Below are 17,875 nucleotides of genomic sequence, written 5' to 3'. Positions count from 1 at the left end.
AGGCGTGGCTTTTATCATGGAGCGCTTCGCGTCATGGAACTGAGCCTGCATGCGAACGCCACGACGACACCGAATGTTTGGTGCCGCTCCTCCGCCATACATTCAGATTCTCTGAGGTGCGCGCATCGCGCGCGTCTCAGGATGACGGTGCCGCGGTTGCATTACCCCGCCAGGAAAAACTCCCGCAGCAGCTTCGCCGTCGCCTCCGGATTCTCCTCGGGCAGGAAGTGCCCCGACGCCACCGGCGCACCGCTGACATGGGTGGCCCAGGTCTTCCAGGTGTCGAGCGGTGTCGTTGCCGCGCTGGCAACGCCGGCATCGCCCCACAGCGCCAGCATCGGGATCGTGATCTTCTTGCCGGCGTCGACATCGGCCTTGTCGATCTCGTAGTCGGCATAGGCGCCGGCGCGATAGTCCTCGCACATCGCATGGATGCGCGCGGGATCGCGGAATGGCGCGAGGTAGTGCTCGAGCGCGCGCGGATCGATCGCCTCCAGCGTCTTGCTCCTGGTCTGGCTCGCCATCTTCTCCTTGAGGAAGAATTCGCCATTGTTGGAGATCAGCGTCTCCGGCAGCGGATAGGGCTGCGCCAGGAACGCCCAGTGGTAGATCTTCAGCGCCGAGAGGCGATTGAGCTTCTGCCAGTAATCATAGGTCGGCGCGATATCGAGCACCGCGAGCTTCGACAGCCGGCCGGGATGATCGAGCGCGAGCCGGTACGACACCCGGCCGCCGCGGTCGTGGCCGGCGAGCGCGAAATGCACGTGCCCGAGTTGCTCCATCACCTCGACCATGGTCTTCGCCCAGGCCCGCTTGGTGTAGGGCGTATGGTCCTTGTCGCTGTCGGGCATGTCGGACCAGCCGTAGCCCGGCAGGTCGGCGATGATCAGCGTGAACCTGTCGTCGAGTTTCGGCGCAACCGTGTGCCACATCACATGCGTCGAGGAGAAGCCGTGCAGCAGCAGCAAGGGCGGGCCCTTGCCGCCGACGCGGGCGAAGATGCGGCCCTGCGAGGTGTTGATCCATTCGGACCCATAGCCGGGAAAAAGATCAGCGAGATCAGGCATCGGTAGCTCCTTCCCTGGGGCGGCCGCGCTGCTTCAAACTTTGTTCGGCGTTGCCGCTGGCTTTGACGAGGTTTATGCCATCCTCAAGTCCTGCCAACAACAACATGAAACGAGGAAGTGCCATGTCGATCGACTTCGAAATTCCCGCCGAAGCCAAGGCGATCCGCGAGAAGGTTCGCAAATTCGTCCACGACGAATGCATTCCGGCGGAAAAGGAACTCGACACCAAGCCGCTTGCCGAGGTGCTGGGACCGCTGCGGAAGAAGGCCCGCGCGCAGGGCCTGTGGTGCCCGTTCGTGCCCAAGGAGTATGGCGGTATGGGCCTCGGCCCGCTCGCCAACGCCCTGGTGCAGATGGAGCTCGGCGAAAGCATGCTCGGCGCGCTCTCGATGAACACGCAGGGGCCGGACGACGCCTCGATGATGACGATCCTGGCGCACGGCACCGAGTACCAGAAGGAAAAATTCCTCAAGCCCCTGCTGAACGGCGAGAAGCGCATCTGCTTCTCGATGACCGAAAAGGCCGCCGGCGCCGACGCCACCGGCATGCAGACCACGGCGGTGAAGGACGGCAACGAGAACTACATCCTCAACGGCGAGAAATGGTTCTCCTCGTCGGCGAGCGTCGCCGACCTCGCGCTGGTGATGGCGAAGACCGATCCGAACGCGCCGCGCCACAAGCAATACTCGACCTTCATCGTCGAGCTGCCCAACCCCGGCTACCGCATCAAGCGCAACGTCGCCAACATGGCGATCGAGGGTCCGCATGACGACGTGATCCATGGCGGCCATTCCGAGATCGAGATCAAGGATCTGAAGGTGCCGGCCGACAACCTGCTCGGCGGCGAGGGCAACGGCTTCAACATGGGCCAGCACCGCCTCGCCTACGGCCGGCTGCGCCACGGCATGCACAACGTCGCCAAGGCGCAGCGCGCGCTCGACATGGCGGCCGCCCATGTCACCAAACGCTCGACCTTCGGCCAGTTGCTGGCCGACCGCCAGGCGGTGCAGTTCATGCTCGCCGACTGCGCGAGCGAGCTCTATATCGGCCGGCTGATGCTGCTGCACATCGCCTACAAGGCCGAGAAGGGCCTCGACATCCGCCAGGAGAACTCGATCGCCAAGATCTTCCACGCCCACATGGTGCACAAGGTGATCGATACCGCGATCCAGCTGCACGGCGCGCTCGGCTTCAGCCAGGATACGCCGCTGGCGAAGTGGTACACCCAGGTGCGCTCGCAGCGGCTGGTCGACGGCCCCGACGAGGTGCACAAGTGGAAGATCGGCAAGAACGTCATCAAGGCATTCCGCGAGCACGGCACCACCGCCAGCGCGGCGGGCGGGGATCTGCTCTGACCCACTTCGTCATTCCGGGGCGGCGCAACGCGCCGAACCCGGAATCTCGAGATGAGGTGAGAAGGTGCCCACAACATCGAGATTCCGGATCGACGCGCGATGCGCGTCGTCCGGAATGACGGCGTGGGGCCGAACCTAGCCGCTCGCCACAAACAGCTCCCATGTCCCGGGCAGTCCCTTCAGCTCGAACGCGCCGCGCTCGGCGAATTTCAACCCGGCGCCCGCGACCAGATCGGTCACCACGCGTGACACCAGCACCTCGTTCGAGCCGCACTGCGACATCACGCGCGCCGCGGCGTGGACCGTTATGCCGCCGATATCCGCCCCCCTCACCTCGATCTCGCCGGTGTGCAGGCCCGCTCGTACCGGCAGGCCGATCTGCCGCGCGGCCGAGCCGAACGCCAGCGCACAGCGTACGGCGCGGCCGGGACCGTCGAAGGTCGCCAGAATGCCGTCGCCGGTGCTCTTCACCAGATGGCCGCGATGGCGGCCGACCACCTGCTGCGCGAGTTGATCGTGATCGTCGAGCAGACGTCGCCAACGATGATCACCCATCGCGGCGGCGCTGCGGGTCGAATCGACGATATCGGTAAACAGCACGGTCGCAAGCACACGGTCGAGCTCGGCATCACCACCATCGCGATGGCCGGTAACGAATTCCACGATATCGCCGAGCATCGCGTCGGTCTCGCCGACCCAATAGTAGTGATCGCCGCCCGGATATTCCACGTATTTCGCGCCGGGGATCGAGCGCGCGACGGCACGGCCGAGCGCCACAGGAACGCGGGCATCGCCGGTCCGATGCAGGACAAGCGTCGGAGTCTGGAGCATCGGCAGGATCGCCGTGACGTCGATCGCGCGATTGAGAACGAGCAGCGTCCGCAACGCTCCCGGACTGCTCGACAGCCGCTCGAATTTCGCGATCTGCGCGATCACTTCCGCATTCGTTGCCTGGCTCGGCGCGACAGTCTTGACCGTATCGCCAGAACCCCAGCTCTGCACGATCTCATCGCAGCGCAGCTGCCACACGTCATCCGGCAGGCGATCCTTCGAGCGGGCAAAACTGCCGAGCAGAACGAGATGCGAAACGCGGTCCGGATAGGTCGCTGCAAACAGCACACTCATCGGACAGCCCTCGGAGAAGCCGAACAACACCGCCTTCGCGGAGCCGATGGCATCCATGATGGCCCGGACGTCGTCCATGCGCTGCTCGAGGGAGGGCGCGCCGGTCATCCGATCCGACAATCCCTGTCCGCGCTTGTCGAAGGTCACGACCCGGGCGAAGCGCGACAGGCGGCGCAGCACGGCGGTGTAGCCGGGCATCTCGTGCATGAACTCGATGTGCGAGAACAGGCCGGGGACAAGGATGATGTCGACAGGACCATCGCCCATCACCTGATAGGCGATGCTCGCGTCGGCGCTTTGCGCGTAGTGCGTCTCGGGCGGTCTGAAATCGGTCATTCGAAGGCCCCGGGGCGCGCCATTGTCGCCGCTGAGGCCGGATCGATCAACCCTTCTCCGCCTCCACCGCCTGCCAGGCGATGTCGCGACGGCAGAATCCGTCCGGCCATTTGATGCGATCGACAGCCTGATAGGCGCGGTCGCGCGCCTCGGTGACCGTCTTGCCCATCGCGCACACGTTCAGCACCCGGCCGCCATTGGCGATGATTGCGCCATCCTTCGCCACCGTACCGGCATGGAAGATCTCGACGCCCTCGACCTTGGCGGCGTCGTCGAGGCCATCGATCCGCGTGCCCTTGATGTAGTCGCCGGGATAGCCCTTCGCCGCCATCACCACCGTCAGCGCCGGGTCCGGATACCAGCGCAGATCGAAGTTCTTCAATTGCCCGTCGATGGAGGCGAGCAGCGCCGGCACGATGTCCGACATCATCCGCAGCATCAGCACCTGGCATTCGGGATCGCCGAAGCGGACATTGTATTCGAACAGTTTTGGGCCCTGCGCGGTCAGCATCACGCCGGCGTAGAGCACGCCCTTGAACGGCGTGCCGCGGCTCTTCATCCCCGCCACCGTCGGCAGGATGATCCGCGCCATGATCTGGTCGTGCACTTCAGGCGTCACGAACGGCGTCGGCGAATAGGCGCCCATGCCGCCGGTGTTCGGCCCCTTGTCGTGATCGAACACCCGCTTGTGGTCCTGCGCCGAGGCCAGCGGAATCGCGGTCTCGCCGTCGCACAGCGCGAAGAAGCTGATCTCGCGGCCCGACAAGAATTCCTCGATCACGACCTCGGCGCCGGCCGAGCCGAACGCGCCCTCGAACATCATCGCAATCGCGGCCTCGGCCTCGGGCAGCGTCTGCGCCACCACGACGCCCTTGCCGGCCGCAAGCCCGTCGGCCTTGACCACGATCGGCGCGCCCTGGGCGCGGACATAGGCCACCGCGTCCTTTGCATTGTCGAAGCGGCGATAGGCACCGGTCGGAATGTTGAACTCGCTGCAGAGGTCCTTGGTAAAACCCTTCGAGCCCTCGAGCTGGGCGGCCTGCCGGCTCGGTCCGAACGCCTTGATGCCTTCAGCGGCGAGGTCGTCGACGATCCCGGCGGCGAGCGGCGTCTCCGGACCGACCACCACCAGATCGACCGCATTGCCCCGGCAGAATTCGATCACCGCGGCATGGTCGGCGATATCGAGCGCAACGCATTCGGCCTCGCGCGCGATCCCGGCATTGCCCGGCGCGCACCACAGTTTCGTCACCAGCGGGGATGCGGCGATCTTCCACGCCAGCGCATGTTCGCGGCCACCGGAACCGAGCAGGAGGATGTTCATCTGTGTCGCCGATCAGAGGGGTTGTAACGCCATTTCGTCCGGTTTAGCACGCTCCCGAACCGCGGCAACACGCGGTTCGATCAGATGTGGATATGTGATTCGACGCCCGAAACGCGGCGTCCGGACCTTGCACACGGGGTCGAAAACCCCGATTCTATAGATCAGATGACCGCTGCTCCGAATCTCGTCAACGCGCCTGAATTCACCGTCTCGGAACTCTCTTCCGCCCTGAAGCGGACGGTGGAGGACCGCTTCGGCCATGTCCGTGTCCGCGGCGAGATTTCGGGCTTTCGCGGCCCGCATTCCTCCGGCCACTGCTATTTCGCCCTGAAGGACGAGAGCGCCAAGATCGAGGCGGTGATCTGGAAGTTCGCCCATGCCCGGATGCGCTTCAAGCCGCAGGAGGGCCTCGAGGTCATCGCCACCGGCAAGCTGACCACCTATCCGAACTCCTCGAAGTACCAGATCGTCATCGATTCGCTGGAGCCTGCCGGCGTCGGCGCGCTGATGGCGCTGATGGAGGAGCGCAAGAAGAAGCTCGCGGCCGCGGGCCTGTTCGACGAGGCCCGCAAGCAGCTTTTGCCCTGGCTGCCCGAGGTGATCGGCGTCGTCACCTCGCCGACCGGCGCTGTGATCCGCGACATCCTGCACCGGCTGGAGGACCGCTTCCCCCGCCGCGTGCTGGTTTGGCCGGTCAAAGTGCAGGGCGACGGCTCGGCCGAGCAGGTGGCGGCCGCTATCCGCGGCTTCAACGCGCTGCCGGAGGGCGGCAGGATTCCACGGCCTGATCTCTTGATCGTCGCGCGCGGCGGCGGCTCGCTGGAGGACCTGTGGTCGTTCAACGAGGAGATCGTGGTCCGCGCCGCGGCCGAGAGCCATATCCCGCTGATCTCCGCGGTCGGCCATGAGACCGACATCACGCTGATCGACTTCGTCGCCGACAAGCGCGCGCCGACGCCGACCGCCGCCGCCGAAATGGCGGTGCCGGTGCGCAGCGAGCTGTTCGTCGAGGTTGCCGCGCTCGCCCGCCGCACCATGGTGTGCTGGCAGCGTGCCCAGGAGGCGCGCCGCAACGAGCTGCGCGCCGCGGCGCGGGCGCTGCCGGCGGCGCACGAACTGCTGGCGATCCCGCGGCAACGGCTCGATCATCTCGCAGCAGGTTTGCCGCGCGGGCTGAAGGCCAATACGCACGCGCATTTCCGCCGCTTTGCCGCCAGCAGTTCGCGCCTCACCATCGGCGTGCTGCGCGGCCAGATCGCGCATGCGCGGCAGCGGCTCACCGCATCCGGCGAGCGCATCACGCTATCGGCGCGCGCGCTGCTGCATCGCCGCCGCGAGCGCTTCAGCGGGCTCGAGATCCGGCTCAAGGCCTCGAAGCTCGCCAACGCCAAGGCCCAGCGCAACGCCATCGCCCGCGACCTCGAGCGCACCCACCGCCTGGCCGAGCGCGCCCGCCGCGCATTGGTGACGACGATGCAGCGGCTCGAGGCGCGCGTCGCCCATAGCGGCCAGCTGTTGTCGGCGCTGTCCTATCGCGGCGTGCTGGCGCGCGGCTTCGCGCTGGTGCGCGACGCGCACGGCCACGCCCTGCACTCCGCCGCGGCGGTCGGCCCGAACGCCGGCCTGTCGATCGAATTCGCCGATGGCCGCGTCGCCGCCACCGCGAACGCCGATCAGCCCCCGGCGACGGTGGCGCCCGAGAGCCAGCCGAAGCCTCAGCCGCGCGAGGCGAAACCGGCAGCGCCGAAGCGCGTCACCAAGCCGGTCGATCAGGGTAGTCTGTTCTAGCCCGGCAACAGCTGTCTTAGCGCGACAGCCACTCGGCGACTTGCTTTTGCGCATCCTTGCGCGCGCCGGTATCGGTGCCGACGTGACCGCGCTCGGCGATCTCGGCATCGGAGGCCGCGACCGCGTGCAGCGGCAGGTTGGGCCGGTCGAAGTCGTGATAGGCCTCGGGATAGACCACGATCCGCGCCAGCGCGCTGCGGCCGCGGGCGCCGTCGACCATCTGGTGGCAGGCCGATGACGATGTGACGTCGTCGCGCGCGCCGATCAGCACCAGCGTCGGCACCCGCGCGCTCCAGCCGAGGCCGAACGAGGCGCGGCAATCCGGATAGAATGCGACCGCCGAGCGAAAGTCCGGCTCGACGTTGCGTGACCACATCTGCGGCCGCACCGCCCACAGCAAAGCGGCGGCGCCGTTGCCCCAGCCGATCAGGCTGATGCGGCCCTTCGCCACCCATTTCTGCTGCACCAGCCACTGCCGCGCCGCGTTGATGTCGGCGACCCGCGCACGGCGGGTCTGGACCTGATGCTCTTTGATGCGGCACTGCGGACCGAGCGCGCGCGAGCCGTAGCTGTCCGGCAACAGCACCGCATGGCCGGTCGTCAGCAATTGCTCGGCCCAGTCGCGATAGCGCGGCAGCACCGGCTCGGAACGGCCGGCGAGACCGCCGCAGCCATGCAGCGCGATGACGGCCGGGAACGGGCCGTCGCCATCGGGCCGGTAGAGCTGCGCGTGCAGCGTGACGTTGCCTTCGGGGATCTCGACCTGATGCGGGTCCGGGAGCGGCGCCGCGGCCGCGGCCGGCACGGCAAGCATGGCGAGGCACATGAAAACTGACGTGAGGCGCATCCGATCCGGCCGGCTCGTTATGGCGCTGCAAACACAGCGGACCACACCTACAAGGCTACCATGCGCCTCCGCCGCCAAATCATCACAAGTCGGTGGTTTAACGGGCGGACATGACACCCTATCTGTGATAGACGGTTTCATCGACATCCAGATGGCCTCATCGGAGGCAAGGCGGAGAGCTCAATCGTGCTGAACAAGTTCGGTCCCTCGGGCCATGGCGAAGCGCAGGTGCAATATCTCGACGGCGATTTCCGCGTGATCTCGCCCGGCACCTTTGTGCGTTGTGCCATCACCGACGTCCGGATTCCGCTCGACGAGCTGAAGTACTGGAGCGTCGATCTGCAGGAAGCCTACGCCACCCCGACCGCCGTGCTGCAGCGCCACCATCCTGGCGTCCTCAAGCCGCAGGCCTAGGCTCAAGGCCGGGTTCATTTGGAGCGTCTCCTGTCCCGCGCCCTGAACAGCTGATCGGCCACCAGGCGCCGCAGCGCGTCGCCATCATCGAATTGCAGCATCACCGCGAACGGCACGATCGCCTGTGCCCAGGCCGGCATCCCGTCCGGACCACGCAACCGAGCGAGATCCTTTTCCGTCGTCACCAGCGTCAGGGCGTCGCCACGCGCGTCAGCAACGAGCGCTTCGATCTCCTCCTTCGTGAAGGCATGATGATCGGCGAAAGCCTTGCTGCGCACGACGTCGACGCCGCTTGAGCGCAACGTGTTGAAGAAGCGCGCGGGATCGCCGATGCCGGCAAAGGCGAGCGCACGTGTTCCGTTCAGCGCCGCCAGCGAAGCCTGCTCCGGCTTCAGATGCGCCGACAGCACCGGCTTGCCGCGGGACGCGAGATCGGCCGCAATCCGTTGCGCCGCGCCCCCCTCGCCGACCACGATCAGCGCGTCGGTCCGTTGCAGCTGCGGCACCAGCGGCGCGCGCAACGGTCCTGCAGGAATCACGTGGCCATTGCCGACGCCGCGCGTGCCGTCGATCACGATCAGGCAGGTGTCCTTGAGCACGCTCGGATTCTGGAAGCCATCATCCATCAGGATCACGCTGGCATCCTGCGCGCGCGCCAGCGCCAGGCCTGCGGCGCGGTCGCGCGACACCACGACCGGCACGCTCGCCGCCATCATCAGCGGCTCGTCGCCGACATCGGCCGCCGTGTGGCTGTCGCGATCGACCTTGACCGGGCCGCCGAGCCTGCCGCCATAGCCGCGGCTGAGCACCACCGGCCGCTCGTCGAGCTCACGCAGCAATCTTGCCAGCGCCAGCACCGTCGGCGTCTTGCCGGCGCCGCCGACATGGTAATTGCCGACGCAGACCACGGGAATGCCGGCATCGACGCCGGATTGCCGCATCCGCCGTGCGGCGACCGCGCCGTAAAGCGCGGCGAGCGGTTGGAGCAGTTGCGATAGGCAAGACGACGGCCGGTGCCAGAAGGCCGGCTCACGCATTGGCGGCTCCCATCTCGAGCCGCAACTGCAACAGATAGGGCTCGAGAGCGGTCACCGTGCGCTCCAGCGCGCCACCGAGCTGTTCGACGACGCGCTCGGAGGCCGCCAGCGAATTGTCGCGGGCTGTGGAATCCGCAAGGAACTGGCCGAGCTGCTTGACCAGCGCTTCCCGATCATCGGCGCGGCGCGCGCCGCCGGCGCGATCGAGCGCCTCATAGACATCGGTGAAGTTGAACACGTGCGGGCCGTGCACGATCGCCGCGCCAAGCTTGATCGCCTCGATCGGATTCTGGCCGCCATGCGCAACCAGCGAGCCGCCCATGAACACGATCGGCGCGAGGCGATAGAACAGGCCGAGCTCGCCCATCGTATCGGCGACGTAGATATCTGTTGTCGCGACCGGCAGATCCTCATGCGAGCGCAGGCCGGGGCGCAGGCCGGCCTCCGTCACCAGCCGCGCCACCGCCTCGCCGCGCGCGGCATGCCGCGGCACGATGACTGTGAGCAGGCCGGGGAAGAATCCCGCGAGCGACTTGTGCGCCTCGATCAGGATCTCTTCCTCGCCGGGATGGGTCGACGCCGCAACCACGATGGCACGGCCGCGGGTCACCGACATCAACCGCTCCAGCTTGGCCGGATCGGCCGGCGGCGCCGCGACGTCGAGCTTGAGGTTGCCGGTGACGACGACGTTGTGGCTGCCGAGCGCGGCAAAGCGTTCGGCGTCGGTGTTCGACTGCGCGAGGCAGATGTCGAACCGGCCGAGCAACGCGCCGATGGTGTTGGAGACCCGGCGCCAGCGCGGGAAAGAGCGCTGCGACATTCGCCCATTGATCAGCACCATCGGCAGCCGCCGCGCGGCGCTCGACAGGATCAGATTCGGCCACAAATCGGATTCGATGAACAGCGCCAGCGACGGATGCCAGTGATCGAGGAAGCGCGTCACATAACGCGGCGAGTCGTACGGCACGTATTGATGGATGACGTCGGGCGGGAAGCGCTTGGCGACGATCGCGGCCGAGGTCACCGTGCCCGAGGTGAGCAGGATGCGCAAATTGAGCGCGCGCAGCCGCTCGATCAGGCCGGCCGCTGCCAGCACCTCGCCGACGCTGGCGCCGTGAATCCATACCAGCGGGCCCTGCGGCCTGGTATCGGCGCTCACGCCGCGCCGCTCGCCGACACGTTCGGGATCTTCCTTGCCGAGCTTGAGCCGCCGCTTGATCAGGGCAGGCGCGAGCGGCACCATCGCGGACGACAGCTTGCGGTACACACGCAACGTCATCGGTAGCGAGCTAGCCAAGCGCTGCCTCCGGCCGCCCGACCGCTGCATAGGCACGTCGGGTCGCTTCGTTGAGAAGTTCCTCCACGTGCTGCCGAAGCTTTTCCATCGTCGCGGCGTCGGCGTCGGGCGGCACATAGACCGGCTCAATACCTACCACTGCGCCGCGCCCGAATGGCAAATTGATGGTGGTCGAATCCCAGTTTTTCAACCGGATGAATCGGCTGGTGACCATCGCAAAGGGGATGATCGGCCGGCCGGTCTCCCGCGCCAGCATGATGGCCCCGAGGCCCGCCACCCGCGCCCGCTTCGGCACGTCGGCGGTGGTGGCCATGTTGCAGCCGTCTTCCAGCGCCCGAACCATCTCCAGGAAGGCGCCGACGCCGCCCTTGCGATGGAACGCGCCGGAATGATCGCCGGAACCTCTGATGGTGCCGATGCCGAGCCGCTCCACCGCGAGGGCGTTGAACTCGCCGTCGCGGTGGCGGGAGATCAGGACCTTGGCGCGGTAGCTCTCCTTGGTCTTGATGAACGGCGTCATGAAGTGCTGGCCGTGCCAGAACACGAAGATCGCCGGCATCAGGGGCTCGACGATCCCGTACACGTCATGCGGCTGGTAGCTGAAGCGGTTGGTGTACCACACCAGCCGCAGATACTCGGCCGCAAGCACACCCAGCGCGCGCTGCACGAAGCCGCTGCGCAGCAGATCGCGAAAAAGTCGTTTCAATGGGAATGCTTTGTGTCCTGCTCAGGATCGAGCAACCGGTGGAGGTGAACGACGAAGTAGCGCATCTGGGCGTTGTCCACGGTCTGCTGCGCCTTCGCCTTCCAGGCCGCATAGGCGGTCGCATAGTTCGGGTAGACGCCGACGATCTCGACTTCGTCCAGATTCTTGAAGGTGTTGTGCTCGAGATCGGTCAACTCGCCGCCGATCACGAGGTGAAGCAGCTGGGGCTGGGCATTGTCTGACATGATGGTGCTTTTCCTAACGAGATGCCCGGCAAACAAATGAAGTCGTGGTCGTCACAGGTCTGGTCGTCACAAGGCTAGTCGTCACAAGGCTGTCGCAACAGGTCTGGTCGTCACAATCGGAAAGCGGCGTGGATCGGCGAGGCCTCACGGCAAAGGACGGCTGCGAAAATGCTCGACAATGCGTGCATGACGTTCGCGTCCTGCTGCCACCAGCACCCCATGCGTCACCTCCCGGCGATTGTACTCAATCGCGTCCCCCGAGAGCGCGGTCATCTTACCACCCGCTTCCTGCACGATCAAATTCGCGGCGGCAAGATCCCAGTCGCGGCTTTGCCCGCCCGCAAAGGCCGCGTCAAGTCGACCTTGTGCTACACGGCACAACCGCAGCGCCAGCGATCCGATGCGCGGATAGAGCGTGATCTCGTCCGGCGTCGGGCTGAGCCGCTGCACCAGCGGCTTCGGTCCCGCCATCCGCGGAAAGTTGAAATCGGTGCCTGCGGTTGCATGCACCGCGCCGTCGTTCAGGGTGGCGCCCTGTCCACGGGCGGCGAAGAAGAATTCCTCGCTGACCGGCGCATACACCGCCGCGAGCACCGGAGATGCATTTTCAACCAGCGCCACACTGACGCACCAGTCCTCGCGGCCGGCGAGATAGGCGCGGGTGCCGTCGATCGGATCGACGATCCAGGTGAAGCGCCTGCCGAGGCGGGTGTCGTTGTCGGCGCTCTCTTCCGACAGCCAGCCATAGCCGGGCGTTGCCGAACGCAGCTGCTGCTCCAACAGGTCGTTGACCGCGATGTCGGCCTCGGAGACCGGCGAGGACGCGCCCTTGATCCAGTTCTTCAATTCGGTGCGGAACAGTGACGATGCGAGCCGGCCCGCTTCCTGCACCGATCTGGTCAGCAAGGCGGCATCGCGCGCCTTGGTCCAGTCGTCCGTATCAGCGTCCGCCAAGCGTCAGGCCCTCGATGCGCAGCGTCGGCGAATTGACGCCGTAGCGGAATTCCAGATCGTTGGCGGCGACCAGCGACTTGAACATCGGCAGCAGATGGCCGGCGATGGTCACTTCGCTGACCGCATAGGTGATCTCGCCGTTCTCGATCCAGAAGCCGGACGCGCCGCGACTGTAATCGCCGGTCACGCCGTTGACGCCGGAGCCGATCAGGTCGGTGACATAGAAGCCCTGCTTGATGTCGGAGATCAGCTCCTTCGGCGTCACCGCACCCGGCTCGAGATGCAGATTATACGTTCCGGGAGACGACGAGGACGACACGCCGCGATGCGCATGACCGGTCGTAACAAGCCCGAGCTCTCGCGCGGTCGCCGAATCCAGCACCCAGGTGGTGAGCACGCCCGCATCGATCAGCGCGGTCTTCTTCACCCTGACGCCCTCGGCGTCGAAGGTCTGCGAGCGCAGGCCGCGCACCCGCAACGGATCGTCGATGATGCGGATATCTTTCGAGAACAGTTGCTCGCCGAGCTTGTCCTTCAGGAAGCTGGTCTTGCGCGCGATCGAGGCGCCGTTGATGGCGCCGACGAGATGGCCGACGATCGAGCCGGCGACCCGCGGATCGAACACCACCGGCACCTTGCAGGTCTCGACCTTGCGCGGATTGCCCCGCGCCACCGCGCGCTCGCCGGCCTTGCGGCCAACGGAAGCAGGTGAATCGAGATCGGAGGCATGCGGCGCGCTGGTGAAATCGTAGTCGCGCTCCATGCCGGTGCCCTCACCGGAAATCGCCGTCGTCGAGATGCCGTGGCTGGAGCGCAGATAAGAACCGTGGAAGCCGGTCGACGTCACCAGCACCATGCCGCCGATCCCGGTCGAGACCGACGCGCCGCCGGACTTGGTGACACCCTTGACCGCGAGCGCCGCAGCCTCCGCTTCGATCGCGCGCTGCTCGAGTTCGGCCGTGCTCGGAACCTTGCGATCGAGCAGATCGAGGTCGGGGAAATCGTGGGCGTGGAGCGCCGGATCGGCGAGACCGACATATTTGTCGTCCGGCGCCACGCGCGCCATCGCGACGGCACGCTCGGCAAGCTTGGCGACCCCGTCGCCGCTGACGTCATTGGTCGACACCACCGCCTGGCGGTGGCCGACGAACACCCGCAGGCCGACGTCATCGCCTTCGGAGCGCTCGGTTTCCTCGACGCGGCCGTCGCGCACCTCGACGCCCTGCGAGACGCCGCGCACCGCGATGGCATCGGCCGCATCGGCCCCCGCGCGCTTTGCGGCATCGACCAGGCGCTGTGCAAGGTCGCTCAGGCCCGATTGGTCGAACAGATCGGAGCTATCGCCGTGTCGCGATGCAGATGGTGAAGAGTTCACGAACGAATTCCTGCGGATTGAGGGGGGCCCGGAACGAGGTCGACAGACCCACCAGATGTGCCGGTTTCACAGGGATTTCAAGCACTTTGCGCCGCAGGCAACAAAGATTTGAGTGATGGGGGCAAGGCTTCGTCAATCATGCGGGCCAACCTCTTGTCAATCATGGCACGAGGTGAGGAGGGATTAACCAGGCTTTTTAAGGGGGAACGGACATCGCTCGGCTAGGCTCTCACACAACGACCGGGAACATAATCCCGGCGGGGAGACAGAGCTTTGAGGCGTCAAACACCAACAAGCGGAATCAATTCCGCCGGGTCGAGCTGCGCGTTGCGGCTCGACCCTCTTTCCCTTCCGCTCAGCTTCCACGCGCAGGACGCGCGCGCGGATGGCGGCATGCGGCAGGTCGAGCTTCATCGCGAACATGTCGTGCTGCGCCGTGCCGTTCTCGGCATGCGGATGGCGGTCAATGTTCGCGTCAGCGACTTTCTCGGCGTCGCGGTGCGCGGCATCGACGACGCGCAGATGCTGGTGCTGGTTCACCGCGATCCCGCGCTCAGCATTCCGCTCGGCTCCAGTTCGGATGCCGAGGAGATCAGCTCCGCCTGGCAGATGTGGAGCGACATCTTCCGTCTCCCGCAACTGACCGAGCCGGCGCCGCGGACGCCCTCGCCGCGCCGCCGTCGCCGCAACGCGATCCGCGCGCGGAGACCCAAATTCCTGGTCCGCCGCCGCGCCGGTGTCAGCCTCAACGGCACCAGCATACATCGCGGCGAACGCGAGATCATCGCGCGGGATTAATCTGACCGTCTCGCTCCATTTGCCTCACAATCGGTGTCGTCCCGGCGAAGGCCGGGACCCATACGCCGCAGCAGATGTCGTTGACGGGACTCGTCGTTCCAGCGTCGCACAACAAGAAGCATTGGTGGTTATGGGTCCCGGCCTTCGCCGGGACGACGGCGAGTTTGTGGCGCGGCCGCCGAATCATGGGTTTGTACGCTTCGCTCCGCCCATCCTGCGAAGTCATCACGCCGCGCGCAGCACCGCGTCGACGACGAGGCTCGCGAACAGGATCAAGCCGGCGTCGCGGTTGGACTTGAAGATGCGCAGGCAGAGCGCGCCATCGCTGATGTCGAGCCGCCGGACCTGCCAGGCGAGATGCAACGCAAACGCCGCCAGCCCGATCCAGGCCGGCCAGCGCGCCCCTGCGAGTGCGAACGCCACGCCGATCAAGAGCACGGCGAGACCATAGAAGATCACGAGCGCACGATGGGTGCGTGCACCGAACAGGCGCGCGGTGGATTTGACGCCGATCAGCGCATCATCCTCGGCGTCCTGATGGGCGTAGATGGTGTCGTAGGCGATCACCCAGGCGATCGATCCGGCGTAGAGCGCAATCGCGGCCAGATCGATGCGCTCGAGCGTCACCGCAAATCCCATCAGCGCGCCATAGGAGAAGGCAAGGCCGAGCACGACCTGCGGCCACCAGGTGATCCGCTTCATGAACGGGTAGATCGCGACGATCAAAAGCGAGGCGATGCCGGTCATCACCGCGAAGCGGTTGAACTGCAGCAGCACGAGAAGCCCGATCAGCGCCTGCAGGACCATGAAGACCACCGCCTGCGTCACCGTGACCTGCCCGGCGGGGATCGGCCGCGACCGCGTGCGTTCGACCTTGGCGTCGAGATCGCGATCGGTGATGTCGTTCCAGGTGCAGCCGGCACCGCGCATCACAAAGGCGCCGATGAAGAACAGCAGGACCACGAGCGGCAGCGAACGCACATCATGCGCGACGCCGGCGGCAAGCGCCGCCGACCACCAGCACGGCATCAACAGCAGCCAGGAGCCGATCGGCCGGTCGTAGCGCGCAAGCCGCAGATAGGGCCGCGTCCAGACCGGCGCATGGGTATCCACCCAGTTGCCTGTGGAGTCGGCAACGCGGGTGGAGACATCGCTCATGGGTGATCCCTCAACGGGTGAGGACGTTGCCGTTCAGCGTATCGAAGGTGCTGCCGCCCTTCTTGGTCGGCGTCGCTTCCGGCAGCGAGGCGGACGAACCGAGTACGTCGCTCAAGCTCGGCCCCGCTGGCCCACGCGGCTGCGCCGCCGCCTGCTCCGCGACATTGCAGACCTTCTTCAGCAGCGCTTCGGTATTCTTGTGTCCGGCCTTGAGCTGGTCGGCGATCTGCGGCGGAATTCCGCACTTCTGTGCGTTGGTGTCGACATATTTGATCATCTTGATCTCGGCCTGGCTGTAATTGCCGATCAGCTTGCAGGCCTCCTGGGGGCTGGCGTGGCGATCGCTCGCCGCCTTGATCGCCTTGCCGCGCTTCTCCGCATCCTCGCGCAGCGGCGTGAAATTCTTCATGCAGGCGTCGGCGGCACCACCACCACCCGCACCCGGCGGGGGCGGCGACGACAGCCCGCCGCCGGCGATGGGGGCCGCGCCACTGCTCGGAAATGCCGACGGCGTGGCACCGACCCTGGCCGCCGGCGCGCCGTTGACCGGCGGGAATGCGGAATCCGAGGCGGTTCCGGCCTGGCTTGGACGCATGCCATTGACCGGCGGAAACGCGGGGTCGGACGCGGTGCCGGCCTTACCGGCCTGATTGGGCAACGGGGCCGGAAAAGCGCTCTGGGCAACAGCTTGCCCCGCGGACAGGGCGGTCGCAGCAACGGTCAGCACGATCAGACGGCGGATCATCGAGGGTGTTTCTCCGGCAAAAGGTCCAGGCAACCCCAGCGCAACAAAAACGAAGCAACGAATTTTGGGGGCGTTTTACGATTCCTGTGAGGCCTTAACAACCCGTGGATTTGGGCGACAGCGCGGCGTAGGGCCACACCGGCCATATTAAATTGTTCCCCGATTCTAAGCCTTTAGGCTACGAACGGCGGTAAAAATGGACCATCAAATTTGCCTGAACAGGATTTTCGGTAAGGCCCCGGTTTGGATTCATGGGCCGACGCCGCGGGCGACCGAACAGCAAAAGGGACCGCGTGCAAGCGGCCCCTTGGACTAAAGAAATGACTTGGTGACAGAAGCAATATATCGACGCTCAATATTACCTGGCTGGCGAGTTCCTGAGGAGTCCGCGGGATTACGGTGTCGCGCAGTTTGGTAAACTGGCCACACCGCACTGAAGCCGCCTCGAATATGCCTGAACTCGATTTCCGCAGCCCCCGCCTGTTTGTCGACGCCCCGCTCGGCGCCGGCGCAACCGTTCCGCTCGCACGCGATCAGAGCAACTATCTCGGCAACGTGCTGCGGCTCGGCGCCGGCGACAGCGTGCTGGTGTTCAACGGGCGTGACGGCGAATGGCGCGCCGAGATTTCCGGCCGCAAGCGGGCCGACATGCTGACGGTCGCGGCACAGACCCGCGCGCAGGACCGCCTGCCCGACGTCACCTATGTGTTCGCGCCGCTGAAGCATGCGCGGCTCGACTACATGGTGCAGAAGGCGGTCGAGATGGGCGCCGCGCGGCTCGTGCCGGTGCTGACACGCTTCACCCAGGTGTCGCGGGTCAACGGCGAGCGGATGCGCGCCAATGCGGTCGAGGCCGCCGAGCAATGCGGGATCATCTCGCTCGCCGAAGTCGCCGACCCCCTGCCCCTCGAACGTTTCCTGGCGGGGCGCGATCCGGCGCGGCTGCTGGTGTTCTGCGACGAGGCGGCCGAGGTCGAAAGCCCGGTGCAGGCGCTGGCGGCGGCATCGGCTGCGAACGCCGGGATCGATGTCCTGATCGGCCCGGAAGGCGGCTTTGCCGAGGAGGAGCGCGCGCTGCTGCTGCGCCAGCCCGCCATCCTCCGCCTCGCCCTCGGCCCGCGCATCCTGCGCGCCGACACCGCCGCCGTCGCCGCGCTGGCGCTGGTACAGGCGGCACTGGGGGACTGGCGAGGAAATGGGCCACATACTCCCTCCCCGTCAACCTGAGGTGCGAGCCTCTTCGGCGAGCCTCGAAGGATGCACGGCCCGGCTGGTGGCCGTCGATCCTTCGAGGCTCGCTGCGC

At 66.3% G+C, this 17,875-nt stretch carries 17 protein-coding genes; 5 read left to right on the top strand and 12 right to left on the bottom strand.

Annotation, left to right across the window (positions count from 1 at the left end; translation table 11 throughout):
• Positions 1–161: 161 nt before the first annotated feature.
• Complete coding sequence (locus ACVI1L_RS20470; RefSeq protein ID WP_456783637.1) at positions 162–1,067, bottom strand: alpha/beta fold hydrolase; 906 nt, start codon at positions 1,065–1,067, stop codon at positions 162–164.
• Between the two features lie 122 nt (positions 1,068–1,189).
• Here ACVI1L_RS20470 and ACVI1L_RS20465 point away from each other — a divergent pair, with 122 nt between their 5' ends.
• The gene (locus ACVI1L_RS20465) at positions 1,190–2,422 is read left to right on the top strand and encodes an acyl-CoA dehydrogenase family protein (RefSeq protein WP_038388024.1); all 1,233 of its coding nucleotides are present in this window, start codon (positions 1,190–1,192) and stop codon (positions 2,420–2,422) included.
• Between the two features lie 135 nt (positions 2,423–2,557).
• On the opposite strand, the gene ACVI1L_RS20460 is transcribed toward ACVI1L_RS20465, so the two are convergent.
• Both ACVI1L_RS20460 and purD read right to left on the bottom strand, forming a co-directional pair.
• Entirely contained in the window at positions 2,558–3,883 is a 1,326-nt protein-coding gene (locus ACVI1L_RS20460; protein ID WP_456783636.1) for an adenylate/guanylate cyclase domain-containing protein, read from the bottom strand.
• A gap of 46 nt (positions 3,884–3,929) precedes the next feature.
• Positions 3,930–5,207, bottom strand: a complete 1,278-nt coding sequence (gene purD, locus ACVI1L_RS20455) for a phosphoribosylamine--glycine ligase (protein ID WP_456783635.1) — start codon at positions 5,205–5,207, stop codon at positions 3,930–3,932.
• A 165-nt stretch (positions 5,208–5,372) separates the two neighbouring features.
• Here purD and xseA point away from each other — a divergent pair, with 165 nt between their 5' ends.
• A complete protein-coding gene (gene xseA, locus ACVI1L_RS20450) occupies positions 5,373–6,995 on the top strand; it encodes an exodeoxyribonuclease VII large subunit (protein ID WP_456783634.1) in 1,623 nt (540 codons plus the stop codon).
• A gap of 16 nt (positions 6,996–7,011) precedes the next feature.
• Here the strand turns inward: xseA and ACVI1L_RS20445 are convergent, their stop codons facing one another.
• A complete protein-coding gene (locus ACVI1L_RS20445) occupies positions 7,012–7,842 on the bottom strand; it encodes a dienelactone hydrolase family protein (RefSeq protein ID WP_456783633.1) in 831 nt (276 codons plus the stop codon).
• A 186-nt stretch (positions 7,843–8,028) separates the two neighbouring features.
• Here ACVI1L_RS20445 and ACVI1L_RS20440 point away from each other — a divergent pair, with 186 nt between their 5' ends.
• Entirely contained in the window at positions 8,029–8,256 is a 228-nt protein-coding gene (locus tag ACVI1L_RS20440; protein WP_016848019.1) for a DUF2093 domain-containing protein, read from the top strand.
• Positions 8,257–8,270: 14 nt separating this feature from the next.
• On the opposite strand, the gene lpxK is transcribed toward ACVI1L_RS20440, so the two are convergent.
• From lpxK to ACVI1L_RS20410, 6 genes are all read right to left on the bottom strand, one after another.
• Entirely contained in the window at positions 8,271–9,293 is a 1,023-nt protein-coding gene (gene lpxK / locus ACVI1L_RS20435) for a tetraacyldisaccharide 4'-kinase (protein ID WP_456783632.1), read from the bottom strand.
• A complete protein-coding gene (locus ACVI1L_RS20430; RefSeq protein ID WP_229192932.1) occupies positions 9,286–10,620 on the bottom strand; it encodes a 3-deoxy-D-manno-octulosonic acid transferase in 1,335 nt (444 codons plus the stop codon). Before ACVI1L_RS20430 ends, lpxK begins: the two co-directional genes overlap by 8 nt.
• Complete coding sequence (locus tag ACVI1L_RS20425; RefSeq protein WP_050384219.1) at positions 10,583–11,296, bottom strand: lysophospholipid acyltransferase family protein; 714 nt, start codon at positions 11,294–11,296, stop codon at positions 10,583–10,585. The genes ACVI1L_RS20430 and ACVI1L_RS20425 overlap by 38 nt, the downstream gene beginning before the upstream one ends.
• Complete coding sequence (locus tag ACVI1L_RS20420) at positions 11,293–11,541, bottom strand: DUF4170 domain-containing protein (protein ID WP_016848023.1); 249 nt, start codon at positions 11,539–11,541, stop codon at positions 11,293–11,295. Before ACVI1L_RS20420 ends, ACVI1L_RS20425 begins: the two co-directional genes overlap by 4 nt.
• A 144-nt stretch (positions 11,542–11,685) precedes the next feature.
• A complete protein-coding gene (locus tag ACVI1L_RS20415; RefSeq protein ID WP_225163891.1) occupies positions 11,686–12,495 on the bottom strand; it encodes a 3'(2'),5'-bisphosphate nucleotidase CysQ in 810 nt (269 codons plus the stop codon).
• Complete coding sequence (locus ACVI1L_RS20410) at positions 12,482–13,870, bottom strand: TldD/PmbA family protein (RefSeq protein WP_456783631.1); 1,389 nt, start codon at positions 13,868–13,870, stop codon at positions 12,482–12,484. Before ACVI1L_RS20410 ends, ACVI1L_RS20415 begins: the two co-directional genes overlap by 14 nt.
• A 273-nt stretch (positions 13,871–14,143) precedes the next feature.
• Between ACVI1L_RS20410 and ACVI1L_RS20405 the strand changes: the two genes are divergently transcribed.
• Complete coding sequence (locus tag ACVI1L_RS20405; protein WP_456783630.1) at positions 14,144–14,668, top strand: DUF6101 family protein; 525 nt, start codon at positions 14,144–14,146, stop codon at positions 14,666–14,668.
• A gap of 225 nt (positions 14,669–14,893) precedes the next feature.
• Here ACVI1L_RS20405 and ubiA read toward each other — a convergent pair whose 3' ends face one another.
• Positions 14,894–15,826: a 4-hydroxybenzoate octaprenyltransferase gene (ubiA, locus tag ACVI1L_RS20400; protein ID WP_057016651.1), complete on the bottom strand. Its 933-nt coding sequence runs from the start codon at positions 15,824–15,826 to the stop codon at positions 14,894–14,896.
• A gap of 10 nt (positions 15,827–15,836) precedes the next feature.
• On the bottom strand, positions 15,837–16,571 hold the full coding sequence (locus tag ACVI1L_RS20395; protein ID WP_456783628.1) for a hypothetical protein: 735 nt from the start codon (positions 16,569–16,571) through the stop codon (positions 15,837–15,839).
• Positions 16,572–17,021: 450 nt separating this feature from the next.
• Here ACVI1L_RS20395 and ACVI1L_RS20390 point away from each other — a divergent pair, with 450 nt between their 5' ends.
• Positions 17,022–17,798, top strand: a complete 777-nt coding sequence (locus ACVI1L_RS20390) for a 16S rRNA (uracil(1498)-N(3))-methyltransferase (RefSeq protein WP_456783627.1) — start codon at positions 17,022–17,024, stop codon at positions 17,796–17,798.
• The last annotated feature ends 77 nt before the right edge of the window (positions 17,799–17,875 follow it).

The sequence above is a fragment of the Bradyrhizobium sp. USDA 4516 genome (assembly GCF_054055915.1).
This window is presented reverse-complemented; position numbering and strand designations above follow the sequence as displayed.